The organism is Pseudothauera rhizosphaerae (assembly GCF_004801305.1).
Taxonomy (GTDB): Bacteria; Pseudomonadota; Gammaproteobacteria; order Burkholderiales; family Rhodocyclaceae; genus Pseudothauera; species Pseudothauera rhizosphaerae.
Genome location: NZ_SSOD01000018.1, coordinates 78,585 through 102,294, shown reverse-complemented (window position 1 = coordinate 102,294; position 23,710 = coordinate 78,585). Strand labels below are relative to the sequence as shown.

The following is a 23,710-nucleotide window of genomic DNA, read 5'->3' as shown; positions in this document are numbered from 1 at the left end:
GCAAAAACGGAGGGCAACAGCCCGAGGACGACCCGATCGGAAGCGAAAAACGCCATCAAAGTCGAAAGCCCGTCACTGATACGCGCTCGAAATCGGTCCGCGGGCATTTGTTCAGCACTTCCCTAGAGGATGTTCTGAACCATGCCATAGCCGTAAGATTGCGTGGCTATGGCAGAACGCAAACCCTACCCGACAGACGTCAGCGACGAAGAATGGGCCTTCGTTGCACCTTATTTGATCCTTTTTCCGCTCGATGCCGGCCAGCGTCGGCACGACCTACGCGAAGTATTCAACGCCTTACGCTATGTGGTGCGTACCGGTTGCCCGTGGCGGATGCTACCCAACGATCTGCCACCGTGGTCGCGTGTGCATCAGCAGATGCAGCGCTGGTTCAGGGCGGGCTGTTTCGAAGCCATCGTGCTTGACCTGCGTATGCTGTTGCGCTTGGCTGACGGGCGCACGCCTCATCCGTCGGCGGCCATCCTGGATAGCCGGACGCTCCAATCGACGCCCACCAGCGGTGGCCGTGCCGGCTACGATGGGGCCAAGCGCAAGAAAGGGTCCAAAGTTCATGTCGCCGTCGATACCCTGGGGCATTTGCTGGCCTTGCACGTCGCGCCGGCCAACGAACAGGACCGTGATCAGGTCGGCCAGTTGGCCCAAGCGGTGCAAGAGGTCAGTGACCAGGAAGTGACGCTCGCTTATGTCGATCAGGGCTACACCGGCCAAAAGGCTGCTCACGCGGCGCTTGAGCAAGGAATCGCCCTCGAAGTCGTTAAGCTGCCTCAGGCCAAGCGTGGCTTCGTACTACTGCCGCGCCGCTGGGTCGTTGAGCGCAGTTTTGGTTGGGCCGCGCGCTTTCGTCGTCTCGCCCGGGACTATGAGCGGCTGCCCGAAACTTTGGCCGGATTGCACTACTTGGCCTTTGCTTGCCTCATGTTGCCTCACCTCAAAGATGCCATGAACATCATTCAGAACATGCTCTAGCCTCCGTCCGGGGGGCGGGCGGAAAAAACGACGCCGCTCAGGAGTGCGGCGTGATGGTGCGTTCTGGGGGGTGTAGGAGCGGGCTTGCCCGCGATGCGGTGCCATTCGCACCCCCAACCGCCGCATCGCGGGCAAGCCCGCTCCCACAGGGTGGTCTTCAGGGCATATCAGGCCAGCTCGATGCGCGCCAGGGGCTGGATGTTGATCTCCTGCGTGAGCTCCTGGTAGGAGATCACCGGCAGATCGTAGAGGTCCTGCTCGATCATCTTGCGCACGTAGCGGCGGATGTCCATGGAGGTGAGCAGCACCGGGCGCTGGGCGGCGGCGGAGATGTCGCCCACGGTGCGCTTGATGCTGTCGAGCAGGCGGCGGGAGACGTTGGGGTCCAGCGCCAGGTAGCTGCCCGCCGAGGTCTGGCGGATGGCGCCGCGGATGGTGTCTTCCACGTTGGGCGCGAACAGGAAGGCCGGCAGCAGGTTCTGCCCGGCGGAATACTTGTACGACAGGTGGCGCTTGAGGGCGGCGCGGATGTATTCGGTGAGCAGCACCGAATCCTTCTCCTTCTGGCCCCAGTCGATGAGCGCTTCCAGGATGGTGCGCAGGTTGCGGATGGAGACGTCCTCCGACACCAGGCGCTGCAGGATCTCGGCGATCTTCTGGATGGCCATGACGCGCTGCACTTCCTTGACCAGGTCGGGGAAGCGGTCTTCCATGGCCGAGAGCAGGAACTTGGTCTCCTGGATGCCGACGAAGTCGGCGGCGTACTTCTTGAGCACGAAGGCCAGGTGGTAGGTGAGCACCTGGGTGGGTTCCATGACGCTGGTGCCGGCCTGGGCGAGCAGGCTGCGCAGCTTTTCCGGCGCCCAGATGGTGGGCAGGTTGGGGAGGAATTTCTTGTCCTTCTCGAATTCCACCCCCAGCGCCTTCAGGGTGTCCTCGCTTTCCCGCACGAAGAGCCAGCCGGGGCGCAACTGGCCCTGGGAGACGGGCACCTCGTGCAGCATGATGGCGTAGCTGCCCGGCGGCAGGTGGTCGTTGAAGCGCAGGTTGATGCCGGGGAAGGGCACGCCCAGGTCGAAGTACAGCGCGCGGCGGATTTTCAGCAGTTCGTCGTTGAGCACGTCGGCCTTGAAGCTGGCCGAGAGGCCGGCGGCCACGTCCATCAGCAGCGGCACGGTGGGGGCGAATTCGTTGCCCGGCTCGGAGCTGGGGCGCTGGGGCTTGGCCTGGCCGGCGGCGGCCATGGCGGGCACTTCGTTGAAATCCTCGCCGCCGCCCGCGCCGGCCAGGGCCATCGCCGGCTGGGTGGCGCTGCGGTGCAGGACGAAGCCCACCGTGCCGACGATGAAGAACAGGGTGATGAATACGGCCGTGGGCATGCCGGGCACCAGTGCGAAGCCGAGCATGACCACCGCGGCGATCATGAAGGCGCGGGGCTGGGACAGCACCTGGCGGCCGATGTCGCGGCCGATGTTGGACGGCGTGCCGTCGTCGTCCGAGACGCGGGTGACGATCATGCCCGCGCAGATGGAGATGAACAGCGCCGGAATCTGCGAGATGAGGCCGTCGCCCACGGTGAGGATGGAGTACTTCTGCAGCGCGTCGCCGGCCGTCATGCCGCGCTGCATGGTGCCGATCATCACGCCGCCGAGGATGTTCACCGCGACGATGATGAGGCCGGCGATGGCGTCGCCCTTGACGAACTTCATGGCGCCGTCCATGGCGCCGTAGAGCTGGCTTTCCTTTTCCACGATGCCGCGGCGGCGGCGCGCCTCGTCCATGTCGATGACGCCGGCGCGCATGTCGCCGTCGATGGACATCTGCTTGCCGGGCATGGCGTCCAGGGAGAAGCGCGCGCCCACTTCGGCGACCCGCTCCGCGCCCTTGGTGATGACCACGAACTGGACGATGGTGAGGATCAGGAACACCACCAGGCCCACCACCAGGTTGCCGCCGACGACGAAGTTGCCGAAGGTCTCGATGATGTGGCCGGCGTCGGCCTGCAGCAGGATCAGCCGCGTGGTGGCGATGGACAGGCCCAGGCGGAACAGGGTGGTGATCAGCAGCACCGTGGGGAAGGCGGAGAAGGACAGCGGCGACGGGATGTACATCGACACCATCAGCAGCACCGCCGACAGGCACATGTTCACGCCGATGAGCACGTCCACCAGCGTGGTGGGCAGCGGCAGCACCATCATGAAGATGACCGCCACCACGATGACCGCCAGCACGATGTCCGTGCGGTTGGCGGCCATCATGATCCACCGGGTGAGCTTCTGGTTCAGCGCATTCATGGGCGGCGGGGCTCCACGGGTTTGGCGGCGGCATCGCGCAGGGCGAGGAAGGCGCGCATGGCCACCTGCGCGTCGTCGTTCTGGTCGAGGCGGGCGAAGGCGCGGGCGCGCAGCAGTTGCACCACCGCGCCGGGCTCGCCGGGGCCGACGATGGTGTCCAGCACCTTGAGCGCGGCCTGCGGCTTGTCCGCTTCCAGGTGCGCCCAGGCCAGGCCCTTGGCGGCGTCGCGGTCGTCCGCGTCCAGCGCGCGCAGCGCGGCGAACAGCGCCACGGCCTTCTCGGGCATGCCGTTATGGAGATAGACGTAGGCGAGGAGGCGCATCAGCGCCCGGTCGTCATGCTGCACCGTGAGGGCTCCGCACAGGGGACGGCGGATTGTAGCAACCCCTCGTCCCATCTTCGTCAAGCTTTGCGCATGGATCGACTACCCCGTGACGGTAGGAGCGGGCTTGCCCGCGATGCGGCGGTTCCGGGTGCCGATGAGGCCGCATCGCGGGCAAGCCCGCTCCCACGGGGGCGGCGGCGCTCATGCGCGCAGCACCGCGGCCAGTTCGGGGGGCAGCGCGGAGGACGCCGGACTCGTGGCTCCGTTGCCGGCCAGCCGGCTACGCCAGTACGTGGCCTGGGTGACCAGGTCGCCGAGGGCGGCCAGGGCGTCCTGGACGTCGGTGCCGTCGTCGAAGGCCAGCCACAGCAGCAGTTCGCCGCGGGTGGAGTCCAGCGCCGGCGAGGCCCGCCCGGTTTCGGCGCCGAACAGGTTGGCGGCCAGCAGTTCGGCGAACAGCGCCTCGCGCCCGCCGCCGGGGGGCGTGCCGATCACCGCATAGGCCAGCAGGCGGTCCTGCCCGGCGTCGAGTTCGAAGTCGAGGGTGAGCTGGCCGTCCACGATGAGGCGGGCGAGGCCGGCATCGTCGAGGGCGAGCGGCACGCCCAGATGGCGGCCGAGTTCTTCGGTGAGGTGGCGGGGATGCATGGAGGAGGGGCTCCGGTGGCAGGAGGGATCGGAAGCGGGGCGGTCAGAAGCGGCCTTCGTTCACCGCGGCGGTCATGGCGGGCAGGATGTCCTGCTCCACGCGTTGGCACAGCACCCGGTTCGGGTCGTCGAACAGGGTCGGGGCCAGCGGCGTGTCGCGGATCTCGTCCAGGCGTTCGCGGATCGTGTCGCGGGTGGAATTGTCCAGGTTGAGCGTGTCGGACGGGGTTGCATCCACGTCGAACAGGCCGCCCTGGGGCGCGGGCTTGATGAAGCGTTCGAACAGCGCCTCGGCGCCTTCGAAGCCGGGCGCCAGGGCGAATTCCTGCAGCGCGCGCTTGAAGGCGATCATCTCCGGCGCGCGGGTGGGGTGGGCGATGTGGTTGTGCAGGGCTTCGATGGCCTGCTGGTTGCCGCTCTGCAGCAGGTCGCGGTAGGTCGGCGGCGGCTGGAAGCCGGCCGGCCAGCCGGGGAGGCTGCTCAGGGTGTGCTCGCGGCCGTTGTAGTAGTTGTCCTGGATCAGGCCGTCGATGTGCGTCAGCGTATCGTCGAAGGCCGCCACCAGGGCCTGGCGGGCGAGGGCGGCGGCCTGGTCCACGGTGTCGCGGATGCCGTCCGTGCCGGGCAGGCCGCCCACTTCGCCGGGGGCGCCGGGGCGCAGGTGCTGGTCCACCACTTTCAGCGCGCGTAGCAGCGTGGGCTGGGCGCGGAATTCGTCCATGGCGTACTGGGCCTGCACGAGCTGGCCGGACTGGATGCCCCGGGCGAAGTCCAGCACGTCGCCGCGCAGCGCCGTCTTCTTCGGGTCGCGCACGTCGTCCAGGGTGGGCGGGGCGTAGGGCTTCTGGAAGCGGCTGGGGTTCAGGGACAGGTCGTAGCTCGGCGCGCCGGCGAAGCTCAGCGTGCCGTCCTCGCCCAGGGCGGCGCGGTAGCGGTAGCTCATGCGGCTGGTTTCCGGGTCCAGCCAGACCATGCCGCCGTCCATGGTCTGCAGCATGCCGCCCTGCACGACCAGGCTGAAGTCGATCTGCGGGCGGCCGTTGCCGTCGCGCACGAAGCTCACCATGGGCACGTACTGGAAGTGGCCGGGCCAGCCCTGATCGACGATGCCGCTGCGGCCGTCGGGCAGGCGCACCGGATTGTCGTCCGGGTTCTGCACGCAGGCGCCAAAGAAGCCCGCGGCCAGGCCCTGGTGGGCGTGGCGGGTGAGCAGCAGGGCCATGTCCCCGTCGCCCTCGCAGAATTCCACCAGGCGCTGGAAGCCGCTTTCGATGCGGGCCTTGCGCTCGGTTTCGCCCAGGGTTTCCCAGTCGCCGTAGTCGATCAGCGACTCGCCGCCGGGCAGACGGAATTCGAAACAGCGCATCGCATCCTTGTAGAACTGTTCGCTGACCACCGCGCCGCCGGGCAGGGCGACGATTTCGGTGGTGGGCTGCTTCAGGATGCCTTCCATGGTGTTGCGCAGTTCGCCGCGCACGGTGCCCCGGTTGAGGCGGCCCGTGTCCCGGCCTTCGCCCAGTTCCACGGAGAGCAGGTCGCGAAAGACCTGGCGGGCGGCGGGGGTGAGGTTGCCCAGGGAGGGGCGTTCGCCGGAGGAGGGCAGCAGCAGGCGGCCGCTGTCGTCCCGGGGCAGGCTCACGCCGCGCTTTTCCAGTTCGGTGGCGACCTGGCCCAGGGTTTCTTCCAGGTAGGCGCCCATGACGTTGAGCTGGACGCCGTAGTTGTCCTGGCCGGCGCGGTCGGAGATTTCGCCGGCCACGTAGAGGCCTTCCAGCAGGGCCTTGTTCTCCGGCTTCTGCAGGGCGGCAAAGACTTCCATGAGTTCCTGGTCGGACAGCCCGGCCAGCGCCTCGCCGGTCAGCTTCTCCCGCAGGCGGGCCACTTCCGGCGCGCCCACCATGTCACGCACCAGGTCGTTGCGCAGGTTCTTGAGGCTGGAGAAGTTCGCTTCCATGTCCCGCAGGCCGGCCAGCACGCGGGCGGGGTCGCCGCTGCGCAGGCCGTCCAGCATGGCCCTGGCGGACTGGCGGTAGGCGGTTTCCTGCGGAGCCAGGCGGGTTTCGATCTCCTTCTGGATCGGGCCGTTGGCGCGCTCGATGCCGAGCAGCTTGAGGCTCTTGGCGAAGATGCCCAGGCGCTCGTTGGAAAGTTCGCCCAGGTTCAGGTTGCCCGGGCGCAGCAGTTCTTCCCCGTGGCCCATGATCTTCGCCAGCAGTTCGTCGGTGCGGGGCGGCAAGGGCAGGTTGTGGGTCTTGCAGTGGTCCCGCAGCAGTTGCAGGGCTTCGGCCAGGTCGGTGAGAGACCTGGCGAAGTTCACCGGATCGTGGAGGGGGCCGCTGGGGTCTTCCACGGCCTTGGCCGGATCGTGGGAGAGGAATTTGGCGCAGCCTTCTTCGTAGCGCGCCGTCAGGCGTTCGGTACGGGCGGCGATCTCCTTGTCCAGCGCGCCCGCCACGGCGCCTTCCGGGCCGGCCAGGGCGAGCCGGCGCAACTCGTCGGTGGGCGTCTTCTGCAGCAGTCGGTCGAGCTTGTCCTGGGGCAGGCGGGACAGGCTGTCCTGCACGGTGCGGGCCACTTCCCGGTCCACTTCCTTGTCGTCCAGCCCGCTGACGCCGCTGCTGCGCAGGCTGCCCAGTTCGTTGGTGGCGGGGTGGAAGGCGGCCTGCATGAGCCCGGCGATGCGCCCGTCGGATTCCCCCTTGTCCAGGGCTTCGAGGGCCTGGTCCACGACCCGGTCGGTGCCGCGGGTCATCTCGGTGCGGGCGCGGTCGCCCAGTTCGCGCACCACGGCGGTCTCGATGCGCATCAGCAACTGCTCGGCTTCCGGGTGTCCGCCCAGGTTGACCTGGGCCTGGGCCACGTTGTCGCCCCGCAGGGCCTTGGCCAGGGTGCGCAGTTCCTGGGTGGACATCTGCCCCAGGCGCTCGCCGAGCCGCTCGCCCAGCGCCCGTTCGCCGTCGCCGCCCGCGCCGGCGAGCTGAGCCTGCGCCCGCTCCAGCCTGTACAGGTTCACCCCCACTTCGCCGGATTGCTTGCGGGACAGGCCGCCCAGCAGTTCTCCCAGCCGGCCGTCGAGCTTGGCCACGGCCCGCTGCTCCGCCGCCTGCGCCCGCCCCGGACCGGGCTGGGCCGGGGTGAACACGCGGGCGATGGCGTGGCCGATGTCCGACAGGGCCTTGAGGACGGGATTGCGCGGGGCGCCGGGCTGGGCCACGCCGAGCTGGCGGCCGCCGAGGCCGACCGGGTTCTGCCCGCCGACGGGCTGGTTCTGTTGCGTGGGCTGCACGCCCTGGGGGCGGTGGCCGCCGATGATGGGTCCGGGCATCGTGTGTCTCCCTGGTATGAGGCGCCGCGCACAAGGCACGGCTCGCCGGTTGGGTAACCGGACGGCGGCGAAAGGTTCAGCCCTGGTAGAGCACGCTGCGGTACATGTTGAGCAGGTCGCGCAGATTGGCTTCCTCGCTGAGCACGCGGGCGGCCTTGCCGAGCAGCTTGGCGGTGTCGGCATCCACGCTGCCGTCCTCGGCTCGCTGGCGCAGTTCGGTCAGCGCGTCCTGCAGGGCGCGCTGGAAGCCCTGGGGGGTCAGCAGATCCTTGTTGTCGATGTCCGGCTTCAGCGTTTCGGACAGGAAATCGCCGAGATTGGGCAGGGCCAGCAGCTTTTCCAGTTCGGGGCGGCTGATGGCGTCCGAGGGCGCGAGCTGGCCGGCCTGGGGCAGGGGCACGCTGGTCTGGTCGTTGCGGATGATGCGGTCGATGCCGCGGTCGAAGGAAAAGCCGTCGAGTTTCATGGACATGGCGCTCTCCAGGGGGAGGTTCAGGCGCGCGCCTGCTCGTGCAGGCGGCGCAGTTGTTCGTAGGCCTGCTCCAGCAGCGGCAGGCGGAATTCCCGCGCCGGCAGGCGCAGGGTGAACACGAGCTGGCCGTCTTTCGTCAGTCCGGCCCGCGCCGGCAGGCTCCAGCCGTGGCGGCTGTGGCACAGGTCCAGCGCCTTGAGCTTTGCGGCCAGCCCGTCGCCGGGGGGCAGGGGCTGGGCGAGCAGTATCAACACGGCCTCCTCGCCCACCTGGAAGGCCAGCCGGCCGTCGGCGCCCAGGCGCAGGGACAGGCCGCCGCCGGCACCGGTGCGCAGGGGACCCACGCCGATGGCGCGGCCGAATTCCTCGAAGGTCTGGTCGATCCAGCTCATTCTTCCTCCTGGGCGATGATGTCATCCAGCGCTTCCTGGATGGCGCCGACGACGTTGAAACGGCTTTCCGGGTCCACGAATACCTTGACCGGCATCTCGCGGGCCAGCACTTTCACCGTGGTCAGGAAGTTGATCTGGGCGGTGAGGTCCCGCACGCCGTGCTTTTCGGCGATGGACACGAAGCGCCCGCCGGTGGTCCAGCGTTCCCCGGTGGCGGCCACCAGGTCCTGCATCAGTGCGCCGGGGTCGATGGGGCCGATGCCGTGCTCCTTGTGCATGCGCTCGGAGAGTTCGCGGCAACTGTCGAGCACGGTGGACAGCACTTCCAGCAGGTAGAGGTCCTGCAGCACGGCGTTGAGCCGGGTGGGCTCCGCGGAGGAGCCCTGCATGGCGGCGAGGTCGTCGCCCAGGGCGCGGATCATGTGCTCCACGGCGCGGCCGAAGTCCTGTTCGCCGAAGTGCTCCAGCGTCGCCCGCAGCATGCCGGAGAGGTTCTCGCCGCCCAGCACCGAATCCCGGTAGCCGGCCTGGAAACGCTCGGTCTCGCCGGGGTCGCCGCGGCCGAACTCGCCGGCCACGCCCACGGTGTTGAGATCCGCGCGGATGTGGCCGCCGAAGTCGTCGGAGAGGTCTTCCAGGTCTTCGCGGATGCGGTCCACGAGCTTCTCGTGGCCGCCCTCCCGGGACAGTTCCTCCACCGCGAAGGACAGCGCCAGGAACTGCTCGGTGACGTTGCCGAACTGGCGCCGCGCTTCCTCCCGCGGGCTGGCGCCGCCGCCTCCGCCGCCACCCTGGCCGTCGCGCTCGCGGTTCTTCAGCGTGGCGACGAAGTCCTGCAGCTTGTATTGCTGGCCGCCCTTGCCGACCTTCTCCAGGTACTGCTGGATCTGCTCGATGCGCGGCAGCATCAGGGAAGGCCGGTTGGAAATCTTGCGCTCATTGAGCTTCTTCGATTCCGCCTTCTCCGACTGGGACATGGTGATCTCTTCGGCCGCGTCGGTGAGGATGTCGCAGCCGTCGCCGGACACCTGCACCGACTCGCCGCGCCAGGCGCCGGTCTGGACCTGCGCGCGCACCTGCTGCCCGCCCATGTCCTGGGGGAGCGGCGTGGAGTTGAGGCCGTCGATCCGCATCGTCAAGAACCCGTGAAAGATGAAAGGACTGTGCTGCCAGCGGCGAAGGAGCGCGGAACCCGTCCGCGCCGTTCGCCCCTTGTGCTGACATGGTAACGAAGGGGTGGTGGAAAGTTCATTTCCCCGCCCCGGGGCGGCCTTCCTCCCCGTTGCCGCGCGGCCTATGCCGAAAGCCCTGCGGAACATACTTCTTTTCTGCGCTGGACGGAAAGTATCTGTTCAGAGACTATGCCTGCGCTCATACACCCGCTAGCATCGCCCGTCGGGCCGCTGCCGGTGGACGGGCCCGCAGGAGCAGCCTGGTGCGAACGCCGAGGAAAAAAGCGGACAGGAGGCAAGGTTGTCACAGGGAGCGCTGCAGGAAGCCTATACGATTCAGAGGTTTGCAGACATGCGCGGGCCCCCCGGAAAAATTTGTGCAAGGCCCGCGAACTTTTTTTCGCCCCCCCGTTACACAGCGGGTGTGGCGAGTCCGAACCGCCCATACCAGATCAAGGAGATACCCGATGAGCACTAGCCCCGAAGAGCAAAGCGTCAAGATCGTCGCCGAAGCCGAAGCGCTGTTGAAGAAGGCGCAGGAGTCCATCGACGACTCGTATGCGGCGATGCGCGCTGCCGGCATGGAGCCGGAGGCGTTTGCGAAATCCGTCGATGAGATGCTCGACGGCCTGCCGTCCGACAAGCGCGAGGAACTGATCCGCCAGGGCAAGGAAGCCGCCGAAGCCGATCTGGCCGATCTGAAGCATCTTGCGGTGCCGACCTCGACGACGGTCAAGCCCAAGAACGCGCATCGGATGATCTGAACCGCAACATCCTATTCAACTGATCAAGGGAGTCGAACATGGTAAGCAGCGTCGGGAATTCGAGCGGAATCAACTTCGTCACCAGCGTTGACATCAAGAACCTGGATATCGAGTCGGCGATGATGCTGGTGCAGTCGCAGCGCGCCCAGTTGCTGGAAGGCCAGTTGAAAACCCAGATGGAAGACGTGTCCAACCGCAACAAGGAGATCGCCAAGCTCAACGACCTGCTCGACAAGCTGCGGACGCAGCGTCCGGGCGGCACCGATCCGGAGAAGTGGGGCAACATGGGCGCGGACAAGGCTGCCGGCCGGGAGATTTACGCCGCGGTGAAGGAGGCAGGCCTGACCATGCCGACCGGCGACGACGAGGTCAATGAACCGGGCACCGGCATCTACGACGCCAAGCAGAAGACCTACGACACCTGGATCGAGGGCATCAAGGGAAAGATCGACAGCCTCAACTCCACCCAGCAACTGGACATGATCCGCCTGCAGAGCCTCACCAACAAACGCAACGAGGCCTTCGAGATCATGACCAACTTCATCTCGAAGATGAGCAAGTCGCGCGAATCCATCGTCGGCAACATGCGCTGAGCACGTCCGCCGCCGGATCGCCGTCCCGCCCGCAGCGCCCTGGGCGGGGCGGCCCGGTACCCGCACCGCATCAAGGGAGACTCCCCATGTCGCAAACCACTCCGCGCGACCTTAGCGGCGACATCGCCGAAGTCGTCGATTTCGTCGCCGACGGCGGCACGCTCGCCCAGGTCCTCCACATCGATGCCAAGGAGATGGAGGCCGTCTATGCCATGGCATACGGCTACTACCGCCAGGCCCGCTGGCAGGAGGCCCTGAAGGCCTTCACCTTCCTGGTGGCCCACGACCAGTGGGAGAAGCGCTACCTGGTGGGCCGCGCGGCCTGCCTGCAGATGCTCAAGCAGTACGACGCCGCCCTCAAGGCCTACGGCCTGGCCTACGTGCTGGACGCCACCGACGTGGATGTGCTGCTGCACATGGCCGAATGCCTGATCGGCCAGGGCAAGAAGGAAGAAGCCCTCGGCCTGCTGGAAAGCGTGGGCGAACTGGCCGAAGGCAAGCCCCAGTTCACCGGGCAGGCCCTGCGTGCCAAGGCCATGGCGGCCCTGCTGGTTTCCTGAGGGAGGACAGGATCATGGTGGATACGAGTTTCACGACCGGCAACAACTACGGCAACTACAACCTGGGCACGGGCGACAACTCCGGGGTGAACGAAAAGTTCACCAGGGAGATGCTGGAGCTGTACAAGGGTGCCGGCATCACCGAGGCCGATGCCACCCGGATGCTGGGCGAGGTTGCCAAGCTGATGGGCGAACTGGTGGGCGAATACAAGACCGGCGGCACGGGCGGCAAGAACACGCCCCAGGGGGCGCCGGTCCTGTCCGAGCCGGAGAGGGCGTTCTCCCCCGACGAGCTCGCCCTGATCATCGGGTCGATGCAGAACAAGATCACGGAACTGCAGGCCCAGAGCGCCAAGGAAGGCATCAAGCTTTCCGACACCCAGAAGCAGGAAGCCCACCAGAAGGCCATCGAGAAGATCGAGGAGGCCGCCAAGAAGATGGCCGAGGCCAACGAGAAGAACGGCCTGCTGAAGGTGTTCAAGATCATCGGCCTGATCCTGGCCGCGGTGGCCGCCATCGCCCTCACCGTCCTGACCGCGGGCGCCGCTTCCGGCGTGCTGGGGGTGGTCGCGGTGGCCTTCGCGGCCTATGCGGTGGCCGATTCGGTGATGAGCATCGCCAGCGAGATCAGCCAGGCCTGCGGCGGGCCGGACATCTCCATCAACGCCGGGCTGACCAAGATGTTCGAGGAGATCGCCCTGGCGTCCGGCATGAACAAGGAAGACGCGGAGAAGTTCGGCCAGATCGCCGCCATGGTCACCCAGATCGTCATCGCCGTGGCCGGTTGCGCGGTGGGCGGCGCGGCCCTGTTCAAGGCCGCGGACGTGGCGACCAAGGTCACCAAGATGGCCCAGATCGTGAATACCTGCGCCACCATCGCCGGCGGGGTGAATTCGGTCGGTTCGGGCGTCACCACCATGGCCAAGGCCGAGGACGTGAAGGCGGCGGAAATGGCCAAGGCGGACAAGGCCGAACTGGACAAGGTGATCCTGCAACTGATGAAGGCCATGGAAGACGACCGGGAGCGCATCAAGGAACTGGTGGCGAAGCTCGACGAGGCCATGCAGCAGTTGTCCTCCCTGATCGCCGCCGGCAGCGAAACCCGCCTGCAGCAGATCAAGAACATCGTCTGACGAAAGAAGAATACTTAGGAGATTCCCATGGTTGACGGCGTCAACAATCAATCCTCGCTGAACTTCAACATCCTGCGCCAGGGCGGCGATGCGGCGCTGGAAGAAATCCGCAGCAAGCTCTTCAGCGACATCGCGGACCCCGCCCTGGCCCAGAAGCTGGCCCAGCGGACGCTGGCGGAACTGGAAGCTTCCGGCGTGCTGAAGCTGGATCCGCCCAAGGGCGGATTCGGCTCCGGCGACGTGAGTGGCCTCGGCGGCTCCCTGAGCGGCGCGGGGGACAACCTGAGCACGGACATGCAGGCGGTGATGCTCCTTTTCGCCAAGATGGCCCAGTCCATGCGCGAAGTCTCCCGCAACCAGCGCCAGGCGGAACTGGGCGCCCAGGTGGAGGCGATGGGGGATGCGGCGCAGAAGATCCGCGATGCTGCGGAAAAGCGGTTCGCGGCAGCCATGGTGCAGGGGGCCTGCCAGATCGGTTCCGGGGTGGCGAGCATCGGCGGCGCGGCGGGCGGCATGATCAAGGGCGGCGACGCGGCCATGATCAGTGCCCGCACGCAGATCGGGTCGGGGACCGGCAACATCATCAGCGGCATCGGCACGATGGCTTCCGGCAGCCTGGAACGGGATGCCGGGCTGATCGACGCCGAAAAGGCCGAACTGGACAAGCTGGCCACGACGCACGAGAAGGCGCGGGAGTCGGACAACGACATGATGCAGAACATGCAGGACATCATCCGCGACATCAAGGACAAGCTCGCCGCCATCGCCCAGTCCCAGATCGAAACCAACCGCGGCATCGCCCGCAACATCTGAGGAGCGACGAATGACCGCCATCCCCGAAGCCATCACCGCCTTCCAGGCCGAATTCGCCGGCACCGACGTCGCCCGCCGCTTCACCGACGACGAACTGGAGCTGATCTATAGCCTGGCCTACAACCTCTACACCCAGGGCAAGTACGAGGAAGCGGTGCGCTACTTCAGCTTCCTCACCGTGTACCGGCCCACCAGCACGCGCTTCCTCAAGGGGCTGGGCGCCGCCCAGTTCATGGGCAAGCGCTACGTGGAGGCGACCGCCACCTACTCCTTCGTGATCCTGCTGGACCCGGCCGATGCGGAGGCCCTGTGCCTGAACGGCCAGGCCCTGCTGATGAGCGGCGAACTGGAAGACGCCCGCGCCTGCCTGGAATTCGCCACCCAGGTGCCGGGGGGCAAGCCGGAGTTCGCCGCCAAGGCGAAGGCGCTGCTGGAACTGATTTCGGCCTGACGTTACAGAAGCGGTGAATACGCGGCGCGCAAACGCCGCACCCCGCAAACGGACGCCCCGGAGACCCCCATGCCCCACCTGAACATCGGCACCCACCGCAGCCTGCTGCAGCCGACCACGCTGACCCCGAACAAGGATACGGATCTCACCACCGGGGACAAGCGCTGGAAAAGCCTCGGCCCCACGCCGCTGGGCAACCACAAGGTGGGGCTGTCTACGCCGCAGGGCGCGCCGGGCCGGATCGGCGGCGGCGACAACGGCGTGCGCAGGCTCTCCGAACTCAAGCTCGATTCCGTGCCGCCGGGGCAGATCGGCGGCAAGCGCGACCAGAGCGTGGGGCAGATCAACAAGATCATCAACGCCATCGAGGTCGAGCGCGGCGAGGACGGCAAGCTGAGCCCCAGGGGCGAGGCGTTGCGGGAGCAACTGGCCACCATTTCCGAAGCCTTCGACCTGCTCGGCGCCGGACCCATGGTGGGCGACAAGCTGACCGCGCAGATGGAAAGCCTGGGTGAAACCGCCCGGGACCTGAAGGAGCTGCTGAAGCCGGAGAACCTGGACAAGCTGCCCGAGGGCGTGCGCGCGCAGGTGAAGGAACTGGCCCAGAGCGTGCTGGCCCAGGTGGAGGACCGCGGCACCTACCTGGGCCACAGCGTGGTGGATTCGCCCTTCTCCATGTCGAAGATGTACGAGAGCAAGGCCCAGTTCTCGGAAGGCGCGATGCGCGTCATCGACAAGGAACTGGAACGCACCGACCTCACCACCGGGCAGCGCGCCAAGCTCGAACAGGCGCGCGACGAGATCTTCAAGGCGCGTTCCGAGCAGATGCACGGCAAGGCGCGCGACCACTTCGGCGAAATGGGCGATCCCAAGGAAGTCATCGGCAAGAAGTTCACGGGCGGCCTGGGCGGGCTCATCAGCGGGCAGACCAAGGCGCTCAAGGAGCACGTGAAGGACCTGGTGCAGGGCTTCGGCGGCCATCACCGGACGCCCGCCGAAACGCCCAAGGTGGACGAGCAGACCATCATCGAGGAGACCCTGAAGGCGGTCTTCAAGGAGGCCGGGCTGTCCAGCAAGCACGTGGGCCACGATTTCCACCAGGCCATGAACGACGTGCTGAACAATGGCCAGGAGTGGAAGCCCATCGTCAAGGAGATCCAGATCCAGTCCGGCTCCGAGACCCTGCTGACCTACAGCGAGACCACGCCGGCGGGCAATTTCATCGAGTCCTACCAGGGCAAGGGCTTCAACTCCCACAGCAGCACGGAGTACGAGCACTCGGTGAACCTGGCCCAGACCCGGCTGGTGGACGGCCAGGGCAAGGTGATGTTTTCCGGCATGCGCCACGGCGTGATCTCGGCCTTCGGCATCGTGCCCAAGGAAGTCGCCAAGATGGGCGACGAGGAACTGGGCCGGATGATCCAGGACCTGCTGCCCAAGGAACACTGGGTCAAGGAAGGCGAACGCCTGCAGCAACTGAACGACAGCCTGCAGAACCTGGGCCTGGGCACCGTGGTGGAGGGCGAGGTGAGCGTGGGCGAACCCAGCCTCGGCGAGACCATCCGGGAAGTGCGCAACAACCCCGAACTGGTGGACATCATGCGCGCCCAGGCCAACAAGAACCGCGCCATGGAAACCGTGCAGTCCACGCTGCTGACGGATGAAACCCTGCTGCGGGCCGCCCTCGACGGCGAGACGGTGCGCCTGGACATCCTGTCCATCTCGCTGCTGACGCCGGACCACGTGCGCAAGGGCACCAACTCCAACGAGCAGATGATGGTCAAGGACCAGGTCAAGGCGTGGAAGGACGTGTCCGGCATCCAGACCTTCCAGGTCAGGGACCCGGAAACCGGCCAGATGAAGGAAGTGAAGGTGGACGTGCGCCCGATCCCCTGCAACTACGGCGTCAACGAAGGCGCGGTGAAGGGCAAGTTCGGCCTTTCGTCGAGCAGCAGCCTCGGCTCCTCGGTCATGGGCTGGAACAACGTGGCGGGCCTCAACGGCGAAGCCATCGGCAAGCTGCTCGGCACCGACATGGACGGGCTGTTGCGGGGCGAGGTGCCGGGCGGGCTGATCGGCGAGGGCATCCACAAGCTGGAAGGTGAAGTCGCCAACGATCGGGGCTACCTCCGCCTGGTGGACCCGGACGGCACCAACGAACAATATGCCCCCATCCGGGCGCGGCTTTCCTCCAACGAAACCAAGCTCGCCCAGGCCCGCGAACTGGTCCAGCAGATCGTCCACATCCACCAGGACGAGAGCTACAAGGTGGCCGGCAAGGAACCCTACAAGATGCCGACGCGGCTGGCGGTGCTGGGCGACATGTTCGGCGTCAAGGTGATGTGGAACTGCAAGAGCGGCAAGGACCGCACCGGCGAGCTGGATGCGGAGATCAAGCACTTCAGGCTGCAGATGGCGCTCACCGGCCAGGTGCCCCACTACGAGCGCACCCGCTCGCCGTCGGAGATCACCCAGTTCCACGAAGTGGTCACCCACAGCGGCAACTTCGAGATGCAGCGCCTGAACACCGGCTTTGCCGGCTTCAAGCTCAAGGGTGTGGACGAGGTGTACGAGCAGTTCGGCGGCGTCAACAAGCACGACGAGATCAGCCAGAACTACCTGGGCCTGTCCGGCTACACCGCGAGCTGAAACGAACTTCGAACGGAGAGAACGTGCAATGAACGTACGTGAACAGGCAGGCGCCCTGTTGCGCGCCGTGGGCGGCGGCCTGGGGCTGGACCTGGCGCTGGATGGGGACGGCGCCTGCGGGCTGCGCATCGACGACCGCCTCGACCTGACCCTGCGCGTGGAGGCCGAACCGCCGGCCCTGCTGGCCTACGCCGTGGCCGGAACCTTGCCCGCGGAAGGGCGCGAAGCGGTGCTGCGCCGCCTGCTCGCCGCCAACCACCTGTGGGAATCCAGCCGCGGCGCCACCTGGGCGCTGAACGGGGACGACGTGGTGCTGGAGAAGCTGATTCCGCTCGCCGGCCTCGAGCCCGAAACCCTGGCGGGCGAGCTGGCGCGGTTCATCGACGTGGCTCGTGCCGAGCAGGAAGCCCTGGCCGGCGCCGCCTTCGTGCCGACCCTCGGCGGCGGGCTGCCGCCGGGGATGATCGCCGCATGATGACCGCGCTCCGGGAGAGCCCCGAGCTGGGCGCCGAGGAGGTCCGCAGCCTGGTGGCGATCGGCTTCCACGGCGCGCTCAACGGCAAGCCCCAGGCGGCCCTGCGGCTGTTCGAGGCGCTGGCGGAACTGCGCCCGGAACAGCCCTTCCCGCTCATCGGCCAGGCCCTCGCGCTGATAGGCGAAGGCAAGCCCGAAACCGCGGTCCAGTTGCTGGAGCGCTCCCCCCCGGAACTGGCGAAACATCATGATACTATTTCCGTGTTTCTGGGCCTGGCCCTGCGCCTGGCGCGGCGGGAACACCAGGCGCGCAGCGTGTTGACGGCGGTCGCCGAAGGGGAGGGCGACGAACAGGCCCGGCGCCTGGCCCGGCAACTGCTGGACCAGGCATCCTGAACATGAAACCCGTCGAACGATCGTCCGCGGGACGCCTCGAGGCCGGATGCGTCCCGGCAGACGAGTGCGCGGCGGATGGGTACGAGGCATAGGCAAGGCGGAATCCGATGGAAATCCACAGCAATCAGTTCCTGATCCTCGCACTGGCGCCGAACACCGTGGTGGCGCCCGATCCGGCGGGTGCCGCGGCAGCGGTCGACGCCACCCAGGCCGAACGTTTCCGCACCCTGGTGCAGGGGGAGGCCGTCGCTCCCGCCGCGGCCGAAGGCCACATGGCGGTGGGCATGCCCCCGCCGCCGCCCGGGCCGCCGGCCAACATGGGCGAGGCCATCCTGAAGGGGATGGACGAACTGCGCGCGGATTTCCGCAACACCTGGGAATCGGTCACCAAGCTGGGCGGACCGGAGCAGCCGGCGGTGAGCCCCCACGAGCTGTTCCAGTTCCAGCTCAAGGTGATCGAATCCAGCTTCCACTATGAAATGGTCGGCAAGGTCGTCTCCAAGGCCGAGCAGAACCTCGAACAGATCGTCAAGATGCAATGAGGCCGGCGGCCCAGCCTTCATGAACCTCTCCTCTCTCCTCCCCTTTCTGCCGGCCTTGCGCCGGTTCGTGCTGGCGGCTGCCGCCGGCCTCGTGCTGACCGCCTGCGGCGGCCAGGTGGAACTGCTGTCGCAGGTCTCCGAATCCCAGGCCAACGAGGTGCTGGCGGCCCTGCTCAAGCAGGGCATCGCCGCGCAAAAGATTCCTGGCAAGGAAGGCATGGTTTCGGTGAACGTGCCCCAGTCCGGGGTGGCGCAGGCCATCGAGATCATGCAGGCGCAGGGGCTGCCGCGCGAACCCCACGTGCGCATGGGCGACGTGTTCAAGAAGGAAGGGCTGATCTCCTCGCCGCTGGAAGAGCGCGCGCGGCTGATCTTCGCCCTGTCCCAGGAACTGGCCGGGACCATCTCGAAGATCGACGGCGTGATCCACGCCCAGGTGCACGTGGTGCTGCCCGAGCGCGGCAACTTCGGCGAGGCCGGCAACCCCTCGTCGGCGGCGGTGTTCATCAAGCACCAGGACACGGTGAATCTGGACGGCGTGCTGCCGCAGATCCGCCGCCTGGTGGCCAACAGCATTCCGGGGCTGAGCTTCGACAAGGTCTCGGTGGTGCTGGTGCCGTCGGCCGCCCAGGTGGAGGCCGCGGCGCCGGCGCAGAACCTGGAAGCGGTGTGGGGGCTGGAAGTGGCGCCGGATTCGGCGGCCGGGCTGCGCGTGCTGCTGGCGGGGCTGGTCTTCGCCCTGCTGGCGGCGCTGGCGGGTGCGGCCTTCCTGTTCTGGCAAGGCCGCCGCGCACGGCCCGGCAACGCCGATGCCTGAGCTGGCCGCGCCCGTCCCCCGGGAGGAGGCCCTGGGGGCTGCCCGCCTGCGCGAGGAAGGCGCGCTGTGGCCGTGGATCGCCCGTTTCCTGTGGGCGCCGGCGCTGGACCTGCATCCTTCCCGGCGCGCCTTGCTGACCCCGGGCTGGCCCGAGGAAGCCTGGCGGGGGCCGGCCAGCCTGCGCCACCTGTCGCGCCACCTGCTACTGGACGCCGGCCTCACCGACGTGCCGCGCTGGCATAGCGGCGCCACCGCCTTCCGCCTCGCCCTGCTGCCGGCCGAACCGCTGGCCGTGCTGGCGCGGCGCATGGCGCTGGCGCTGGCCGGGAACGGCTGGGCGGCGCGGGAAGGCGAACTGGACGAGGCGGAGACGCACTTTCTGGCCGAACGCGCGCCCCTGTACTGGCAGGACGCGGCACCGCTCGCGGCGGACGATCCGCTGCTGGCGGGGTGGAGCGCGCTGCGTACCGCCCTGGCCGGCCAGCCCGAGGCGATCCGCCGCCGTTTCGCGTGGAAGACGCCGCAGGAGTGCGACGCCGCCGCGCCCGGAACCGCCGCCGAGGCACTGCTGGCGCTGAGCCAGCGCATCCTGAGGGAATCCGAGGAACCATGGTCCTCTTTGTTCGCCAGTCCGGTCCACTGAGCCGCCCCGACCCGTCCGCCCGGGTGATCCCGGCCGCCGACCACCAGATCTGGCTGGAGGCCGGCGCGCTGATCGACGCCGCCCGCGCCGAGGCCGAGGCCATCCGCGAGCAGGCGCGTCAGGCGTACCAAGCGGAGAAGGAACGCGGCTACCAGGACGGCCTGGAGGAAGCCCGCCTGGAAGCGGCCGAGCAGATGATCGAGAACGTCAGCCGCACCATCGACTACTTCGGCAAGGTCGAGGAGCGCATGGTGGACCTGGTGGTGCAGGCCATGCGCCGCATCGTGGCCGAATACGACGACCGCGACCGCGTGGTGATGGTGGTCAAGGGTGCTCTGGGCGCGGTGCGCAACCAGAAGCAGGTCACGCTGCGGGTGGCGCCCGACCGCCTGGACATGGTCAAGCAGGCCACCAACGAGATCCTCGCCGCCTATCCGGGCATCGGCTACCTGGACCTGGTGGGCGACGCCCGCCTGAAGGGGGACGGCTGCATCCTGGAGACCGAGATCGGCATCGTCGAGGCCTCCCTGGACGGGCAGGTCGAGGCCCTGCGCCGCGCCTTCTCCAAGATTCTCGGCAGCCGCAAGTAAGAAGCCGACCCCATGCGCCAGTTCGACTACATCACCGACATGATGAGCCTGGCCCTGCAGGAGACCCCGACGCTCGCGGTGCGCGGCCGGGTGACGCAGGTCATCGGCACCATCATCAAGGCGGTGATCCCGTCGGTGAAGGTGGGCGAGGTGTGCATCCTGAAGAACCCCGGCGAAGCCTTCGAGATGCAGGCCGAGGTGGTGGGCTTCGCCCGCGACGCCGCGCTGCTCACCCCCATCGGCGACATGTACGGCATCTCCAACGCCACCGAGGTCATGCCCACCGGGCGCTCCCACATGGTGCCGGTGGGCTACGGCCTGCTCGGCCGCGTGCTCGACGGCCTGGGCCGGCCCATCGACCGGGACACCCAGGGGCCGCTGGAGGCCGACCAGTTCTACCCGGTGTTCGCCGAGGCGCCCGACCCGCTCACCCGGCGCCTGATCCATCAGCCGCTGGCGCTGGGCGTGCGCGCGCTGGATTCCATGCTGACCTGCGGCGAAGGCCAGCGCATGGGCATCTTCGCCGCGGCCGGCGGCGGCAAGTCCACGCTGATGGGCATGCTGGTCAAGGGCGCGGACGTGGACGTCACCGTGGTGGCGCTGATCGGCGAGCGTGGCCGCGAGGTGCGCGAATTCCTCGAACACGAACTGGGCGAGGAGGGGCGGCGCAAGTCCATCATCGTCTGCGCCACCTCGGACAAGTCCTCCATGGAGCGCGCCAAGGCGGCCTATGTGGCCACCGCCATCGCCGAGTATTTCCGCGACCAGGGCAAGAAGGTGCTGTTCCTGATGGATTCGGTGACCCGCTTCGCCCGCGCCCAGCGCGAGATCGGCCTGGCCGCGGGCGAACCGCCCACCCGGCGCGGCTTTCCCCCCAGCGTGTTCGCCACCCTGCCCAAGCTGATGGAGCGCGTGGGCATGAACGACAAGGGTTCCATCACCGCGCTGTACACCGTGCTGGTGGAAGGCGACGACATGACCGAACCCATCGCCGACGAGACCCGCTCCATCCTGGACGGCCACATCGTGCTGTCGCGCAAGCTCGCCGCGGCCAACCACTACCCGGCCATCGACGTGCTGGCTTCGGCCAGCCGGGTCATGAACGCCGTCGTCGCCAAGGAACACAAGGCCGCCGCGGGGCGCCTGCGCGAACTGATGGCCAAGTACGCCGAGGTGGAACTGCTGGTCAAGATCGGCGAGTACAAGCGCGGCGGCGACCAGACCACCGACGAGGCCATCGACAAGATCGACGCCATCCGCGCCTTCCTGCGCCAGCGCACCGACGAGCGGGTCGGCTTCGACGACACCCTGCAGGCCATGATCAAGCTGGCGGGCCGGGGATGAGCATGCTGCACGAACTGCTCCGCCTCAAGGAGCACCGGGAGAACAAGGCCGAGATGGCGGTCTCGGGCTGCCGCATGGCGCTCGCCGAGGCGGTGCAGCAGGAAGAGACGGCACGCGGCTCCCTGGTGGAATACCGCCACTGGAGCGTGGAGCAGGAGCGCGGCATGTACGCCGCCGTCTGCCGCCGCGTGGTGCGCGCCCGCGACCTGGAATGGCTGCGGGAAGACGTGCTGATGCTGCGCGTGAAGGAACGCGACCTGGAAGACGTGCTGCACCAGCGCGAGAAGCAGCGTGACGAGGCCGACCACCGCCTGCAGGACGCGCGCGAGGTGCACCGGCTGGCGAGCCGGGTCAAGGAAAAGTTCATCCAGCTCGTCGAGGTGCAGTCGGAGGAAATCCGCCTGGAGAGCGAGCGCAAGGAAGACGTGGAGATGGAAGACCTGTACGCGGTCCGCAAGGAGCGGGAAGACTGGGGAGGGGGCGGCGATGACTGATCGTCCGGTCCGGCTGAACCTGGATCTGCCCCGCATGGGCGGCGAACCCGCCGGCAGCCAGAACGGCGGCGGCCAGCCCGGCGCGGCGCGCGACGACGACGTGGCGCGCTTCCGCCAGGCCCTCGGCCGCGACGGGCAGCAGCCCGCCGCGGAAGGGGGGACGGGGCAGGGCGGCGAACGCCCGCAGGAGGAGGAGAAATCCTCGCCCTTCGGCCTGTTCGGCCGCTTGTCGGGTGGAGCTCAGGAGCGCGCGGATGCCGCGGCGGCGGGCCTGCCCGGTTTCCCGTCGCCTTTCCTGCCCGGCACGTCCGCCGCCGGCGCGGCCGAACCCGCCGCCCCTGCGGCGCCACTGCCGCGCGCGGCGGCCGAAGTGGTGGGCGCGGTGGCCGAACGCATCCTGGTATCCGCCGACGGCGGCCAGGAAATCCGCGTCCTGATCCGCAACGAGGTGCTGCCCGGCGTCGAGGTGCGCATCGTGCAGGAGCAGGGGCGCTGGGTGATGGACTTCGCCGTGGGCAACGCCGGCAGCCTGGCCCTGCTGCAGGGGGCGGGCGCCCGCCTGGCCGCCGAACTGTCGCGCCGCCTGCGGCGCGAGGTGGAGGTGCGCGTGGGCGATCCGCAGCGCGCGGACGAGGAAGGCGAAGCGCAGGTCTTCGTCGAGGATCGCAGCGGCGAGGCCACGCCGCTCGCCGGGCTGCCGTCCATCACGCTGGCCGACGAAGGGAGCAGGGAAGAATGAGCCAGGCGGTCTCCGAACGCATACAGCCGCTGGCCCTGCGCGCCATGAGCGGCGACACCGCCGGGCATCTGGATCTGGTCGCCGCCCGCCTGGGCAGCGGCGGCTTCGAACTCGGCGGTGGGGCCTGGCAGTTCGCCCTGGAGCCCGCCGCCGCGTCCGCGCCGTGGCCGGCGCAGGCCTTCGTGGTGACCCTGGAATGGGGCGGCGCGCCCTTCCGCCTGGTGAGCAGTCCGGCGCTGCTGGCGCTGCTGTACGCCCACCGCTTCCCGGAAACCGACCTCGCGCTGCTGCCCGAGGAACTGGCCCTGGCCGGCTTCGAGCTGGCTTGGGAGGAGGTGGCGGCGAACCTGGAACAGTTGTCCGGCCGGCGCGTGCGCCTGGTGTCCGCCGGGCACGCGGCCGAGGACGCGGCCCACGGCGAATACGCCTTCCGCGTGATGCTCGCGAGCGAGCGGGCCGCCGACGGCGTGTCCGGCCTGCTGCTCACCGACGCCCCCGGCCTGGCGCTGCTCGCCATTCTGGCCCGCCGCCGGCCGGCCGCCCCGGCCGCTGAACCCGATCCGCAAACCCCCGTGCGCCTGCGCCTGGAACTGGGCGAAACCCGCCTCAGCGTGGCGCAGTTGCGCGCCTTGGCCCTGCACGACGTGATCGTGCTCGACACCGCCCTGGACCCGGCCGACGCCGCGCTGATCCTGCGCACCGACGCCCGCCATGCCGTGCGCGCCCGCCTGCGCGACCACGTGCTGACGCTCGAATCCGCCCTGGAGAACATCCCCATGTCCGCGCCCGCCTCCCCACCCGAGAACGCCACTCCGGACGAAAGCCCGGTGAGTCTCGACGAAGTGGAAATCCGCCTGAGCTTCGATCTCGGCGACAAGACCCTGACCCTGGGCGAACTGGCCGCCCTGCAGCCCGGCCAGACCTTCACCCTGGACGCCCCGCCTGCGCGGCTGGTGGCCATCCGCGCCAACGGCCGGCTGGTCGGCCGCGGCGAACTGGTGCGCATCGACGATGCGGCCGGGGTGCGGGTGCTGGAACTGGCGGCGAGGGACGCATGAGGCACCGGCAGCCGCGCTGCGCGGGGGGAGGGCG

Annotated in this window: 25 protein-coding genes; 18 read left to right on the top strand and 7 right to left on the bottom strand. The window is 68.2% G+C overall.

The annotated features are described in order from the left end of the window. Positions 1 to 168: 168 nt before the first annotated feature. Positions 169 to 987, top strand: a complete 819-nt coding sequence (locus tag E6O51_RS18505; protein WP_136386494.1) for an IS5 family transposase — start codon at positions 169 to 171, stop codon at positions 985 to 987. Positions 988 to 1,154: 167 nt separating this feature from the next. On the opposite strand, the gene sctV is transcribed toward E6O51_RS18505, so the two are convergent. The 7 genes from sctV to sctW all read right to left on the bottom strand — a co-directional run bounded on the left by sctV (position 1,155) and on the right by sctW (position 9,577). Next, on the bottom strand, positions 1,155 to 3,281 hold the full coding sequence (gene sctV, locus E6O51_RS18500; RefSeq protein ID WP_136386493.1) for a type III secretion system export apparatus subunit SctV: 2,127 nt from the start codon (positions 3,279 to 3,281) through the stop codon (positions 1,155 to 1,157). After that, positions 3,278 to 3,628 (bottom strand): type III secretion apparatus assembly chaperone SctY, encoded by a 351-nt coding sequence (gene sctY / locus E6O51_RS18495; RefSeq protein WP_168735330.1) that lies wholly within the window; start codon positions 3,626 to 3,628, stop codon positions 3,278 to 3,280. Before sctY ends, sctV begins: the two co-directional genes overlap by 4 nt. A 180-nt stretch (positions 3,629 to 3,808) precedes the next feature. Continuing rightward, positions 3,809 to 4,255, bottom strand: coding sequence for a type III secretion system chaperone (locus E6O51_RS18490; protein ID WP_136386491.1), 447 nt, complete (start codon positions 4,253 to 4,255; stop codon positions 3,809 to 3,811). A gap of 43 nt (positions 4,256 to 4,298) precedes the next feature. Next, positions 4,299 to 7,580, bottom strand: a complete 3,282-nt coding sequence (locus E6O51_RS18485; protein WP_136386490.1) for a hypothetical protein — start codon at positions 7,578 to 7,580, stop codon at positions 4,299 to 4,301. 76 nt (positions 7,581 to 7,656) lie between these two features. Continuing rightward, positions 7,657 to 8,052, bottom strand: a complete 396-nt coding sequence (sctX, locus tag E6O51_RS18480; RefSeq protein WP_136386489.1) for a type III secretion apparatus assembly protein SctX — start codon at positions 8,050 to 8,052, stop codon at positions 7,657 to 7,659. 20 nt (positions 8,053 to 8,072) lie between these two features. Beyond that, entirely contained in the window at positions 8,073 to 8,444 is a 372-nt protein-coding gene (gene sycN / locus E6O51_RS18475) for a type III secretion chaperone SycN (protein WP_136386488.1), read from the bottom strand. Next, on the bottom strand, positions 8,441 to 9,577 hold the full coding sequence (sctW, locus tag E6O51_RS18470) for a type III secretion system gatekeeper subunit SctW (RefSeq protein ID WP_168735329.1): 1,137 nt from the start codon (positions 9,575 to 9,577) through the stop codon (positions 8,441 to 8,443). Before sctW ends, sycN begins: the two co-directional genes overlap by 4 nt. A gap of 506 nt (positions 9,578 to 10,083) precedes the next feature. Between sctW and E6O51_RS18465 the strand changes: the two genes are divergently transcribed. The 17 genes from E6O51_RS18465 to sctQ all read left to right on the top strand — a co-directional run bounded on the left by E6O51_RS18465 (position 10,084) and on the right by sctQ (position 23,676). Then, positions 10,084 to 10,380 carry a hypothetical protein gene (locus E6O51_RS18465; RefSeq protein WP_136386486.1) on the top strand — a complete coding sequence of 99 codons (297 nt, stop codon included), beginning with the start codon at positions 10,084 to 10,086 and terminating at the stop codon, positions 10,378 to 10,380. A gap of 38 nt (positions 10,381 to 10,418) precedes the next feature. Then, positions 10,419 to 10,973 (top strand): hypothetical protein, encoded by a 555-nt coding sequence (locus E6O51_RS18460; protein ID WP_136386485.1) that lies wholly within the window; start codon positions 10,419 to 10,421, stop codon positions 10,971 to 10,973. Positions 10,974 to 11,059: 86 nt separating this feature from the next. Next, positions 11,060 to 11,533 carry a SycD/LcrH family type III secretion system chaperone gene (locus E6O51_RS18455; protein WP_136386484.1) on the top strand — a complete coding sequence of 158 codons (474 nt, stop codon included), beginning with the start codon at positions 11,060 to 11,062 and terminating at the stop codon, positions 11,531 to 11,533. A 14-nt stretch (positions 11,534 to 11,547) separates the two neighbouring features. Then, positions 11,548 to 12,666 (top strand): type III secretion system translocon subunit SctE, encoded by a 1,119-nt coding sequence (sctE, locus tag E6O51_RS18450; protein ID WP_168735328.1) that lies wholly within the window; start codon positions 11,548 to 11,550, stop codon positions 12,664 to 12,666. Positions 12,667 to 12,693: 27 nt separating this feature from the next. Continuing rightward, entirely contained in the window at positions 12,694 to 13,479 is a 786-nt protein-coding gene (sctB, locus tag E6O51_RS18445) for a type III secretion system translocon subunit SctB (protein WP_136386482.1), read from the top strand. 10 nt (positions 13,480 to 13,489) lie between these two features. Continuing rightward, complete coding sequence (locus E6O51_RS18440) at positions 13,490 to 13,930, top strand: tetratricopeptide repeat protein (protein ID WP_136386481.1); 441 nt, start codon at positions 13,490 to 13,492, stop codon at positions 13,928 to 13,930. A gap of 69 nt (positions 13,931 to 13,999) precedes the next feature. Continuing rightward, a complete protein-coding gene (locus tag E6O51_RS18435) occupies positions 14,000 to 16,579 on the top strand; it encodes an inositol phosphate phosphatase SopB (RefSeq protein ID WP_136386480.1) in 2,580 nt (859 codons plus the stop codon). 28 nt (positions 16,580 to 16,607) lie between these two features. After that, positions 16,608 to 17,054 (top strand): type III secretion system chaperone, encoded by a 447-nt coding sequence (locus tag E6O51_RS18430; RefSeq protein ID WP_136386479.1) that lies wholly within the window; start codon positions 16,608 to 16,610, stop codon positions 17,052 to 17,054. After that, positions 17,051 to 17,449 (top strand): tetratricopeptide repeat protein, encoded by a 399-nt coding sequence (locus E6O51_RS18425; RefSeq protein ID WP_136386478.1) that lies wholly within the window; start codon positions 17,051 to 17,053, stop codon positions 17,447 to 17,449. The genes E6O51_RS18430 and E6O51_RS18425 overlap by 4 nt, the downstream gene beginning before the upstream one ends. 107 nt (positions 17,450 to 17,556) lie before the next feature. Then, positions 17,557 to 17,991 carry an EscI/YscI/HrpB family type III secretion system inner rod protein gene (locus E6O51_RS18420; protein ID WP_136386477.1) on the top strand — a complete coding sequence of 145 codons (435 nt, stop codon included), beginning with the start codon at positions 17,557 to 17,559 and terminating at the stop codon, positions 17,989 to 17,991. 19 nt (positions 17,992 to 18,010) lie between these two features. Continuing rightward, positions 18,011 to 18,808, top strand: a complete 798-nt coding sequence (gene sctJ / locus E6O51_RS18415) for a type III secretion system inner membrane ring lipoprotein SctJ (RefSeq protein ID WP_136386476.1) — start codon at positions 18,011 to 18,013, stop codon at positions 18,806 to 18,808. Further along, positions 18,801 to 19,451 carry a hypothetical protein gene (locus E6O51_RS18410; protein ID WP_136386475.1) on the top strand — a complete coding sequence of 217 codons (651 nt, stop codon included), beginning with the start codon at positions 18,801 to 18,803 and terminating at the stop codon, positions 19,449 to 19,451. Before sctJ ends, E6O51_RS18410 begins: the two co-directional genes overlap by 8 nt. Then, a complete protein-coding gene (locus E6O51_RS18405) occupies positions 19,418 to 20,041 on the top strand; it encodes an HrpE/YscL family type III secretion apparatus protein (protein ID WP_136386474.1) in 624 nt (207 codons plus the stop codon). The genes E6O51_RS18410 and E6O51_RS18405 overlap by 34 nt, the downstream gene beginning before the upstream one ends. A gap of 12 nt (positions 20,042 to 20,053) precedes the next feature. Further along, positions 20,054 to 21,385 carry a type III secretion system ATPase SctN gene (gene sctN, locus E6O51_RS18400; protein ID WP_136386473.1) on the top strand — a complete coding sequence of 444 codons (1,332 nt, stop codon included), beginning with the start codon at positions 20,054 to 20,056 and terminating at the stop codon, positions 21,383 to 21,385. Next, positions 21,382 to 21,879: a type III secretion system stalk subunit SctO gene (sctO, locus tag E6O51_RS18395; RefSeq protein ID WP_136386472.1), complete on the top strand. Its 498-nt coding sequence runs from the start codon at positions 21,382 to 21,384 to the stop codon at positions 21,877 to 21,879. Before sctN ends, sctO begins: the two co-directional genes overlap by 4 nt. Next, entirely contained in the window at positions 21,872 to 22,618 is a 747-nt protein-coding gene (locus E6O51_RS18390; protein WP_136386471.1) for a hypothetical protein, read from the top strand. The genes sctO and E6O51_RS18390 overlap by 8 nt, the downstream gene beginning before the upstream one ends. Further along, the gene (sctQ, locus tag E6O51_RS18385; RefSeq protein ID WP_136386470.1) at positions 22,615 to 23,676 is read left to right on the top strand and encodes a type III secretion system cytoplasmic ring protein SctQ; all 1,062 of its coding nucleotides are present in this window, start codon (positions 22,615 to 22,617) and stop codon (positions 23,674 to 23,676) included. The genes E6O51_RS18390 and sctQ overlap by 4 nt, the downstream gene beginning before the upstream one ends. The last annotated feature ends 34 nt before the right edge of the window (positions 23,677 to 23,710 follow it).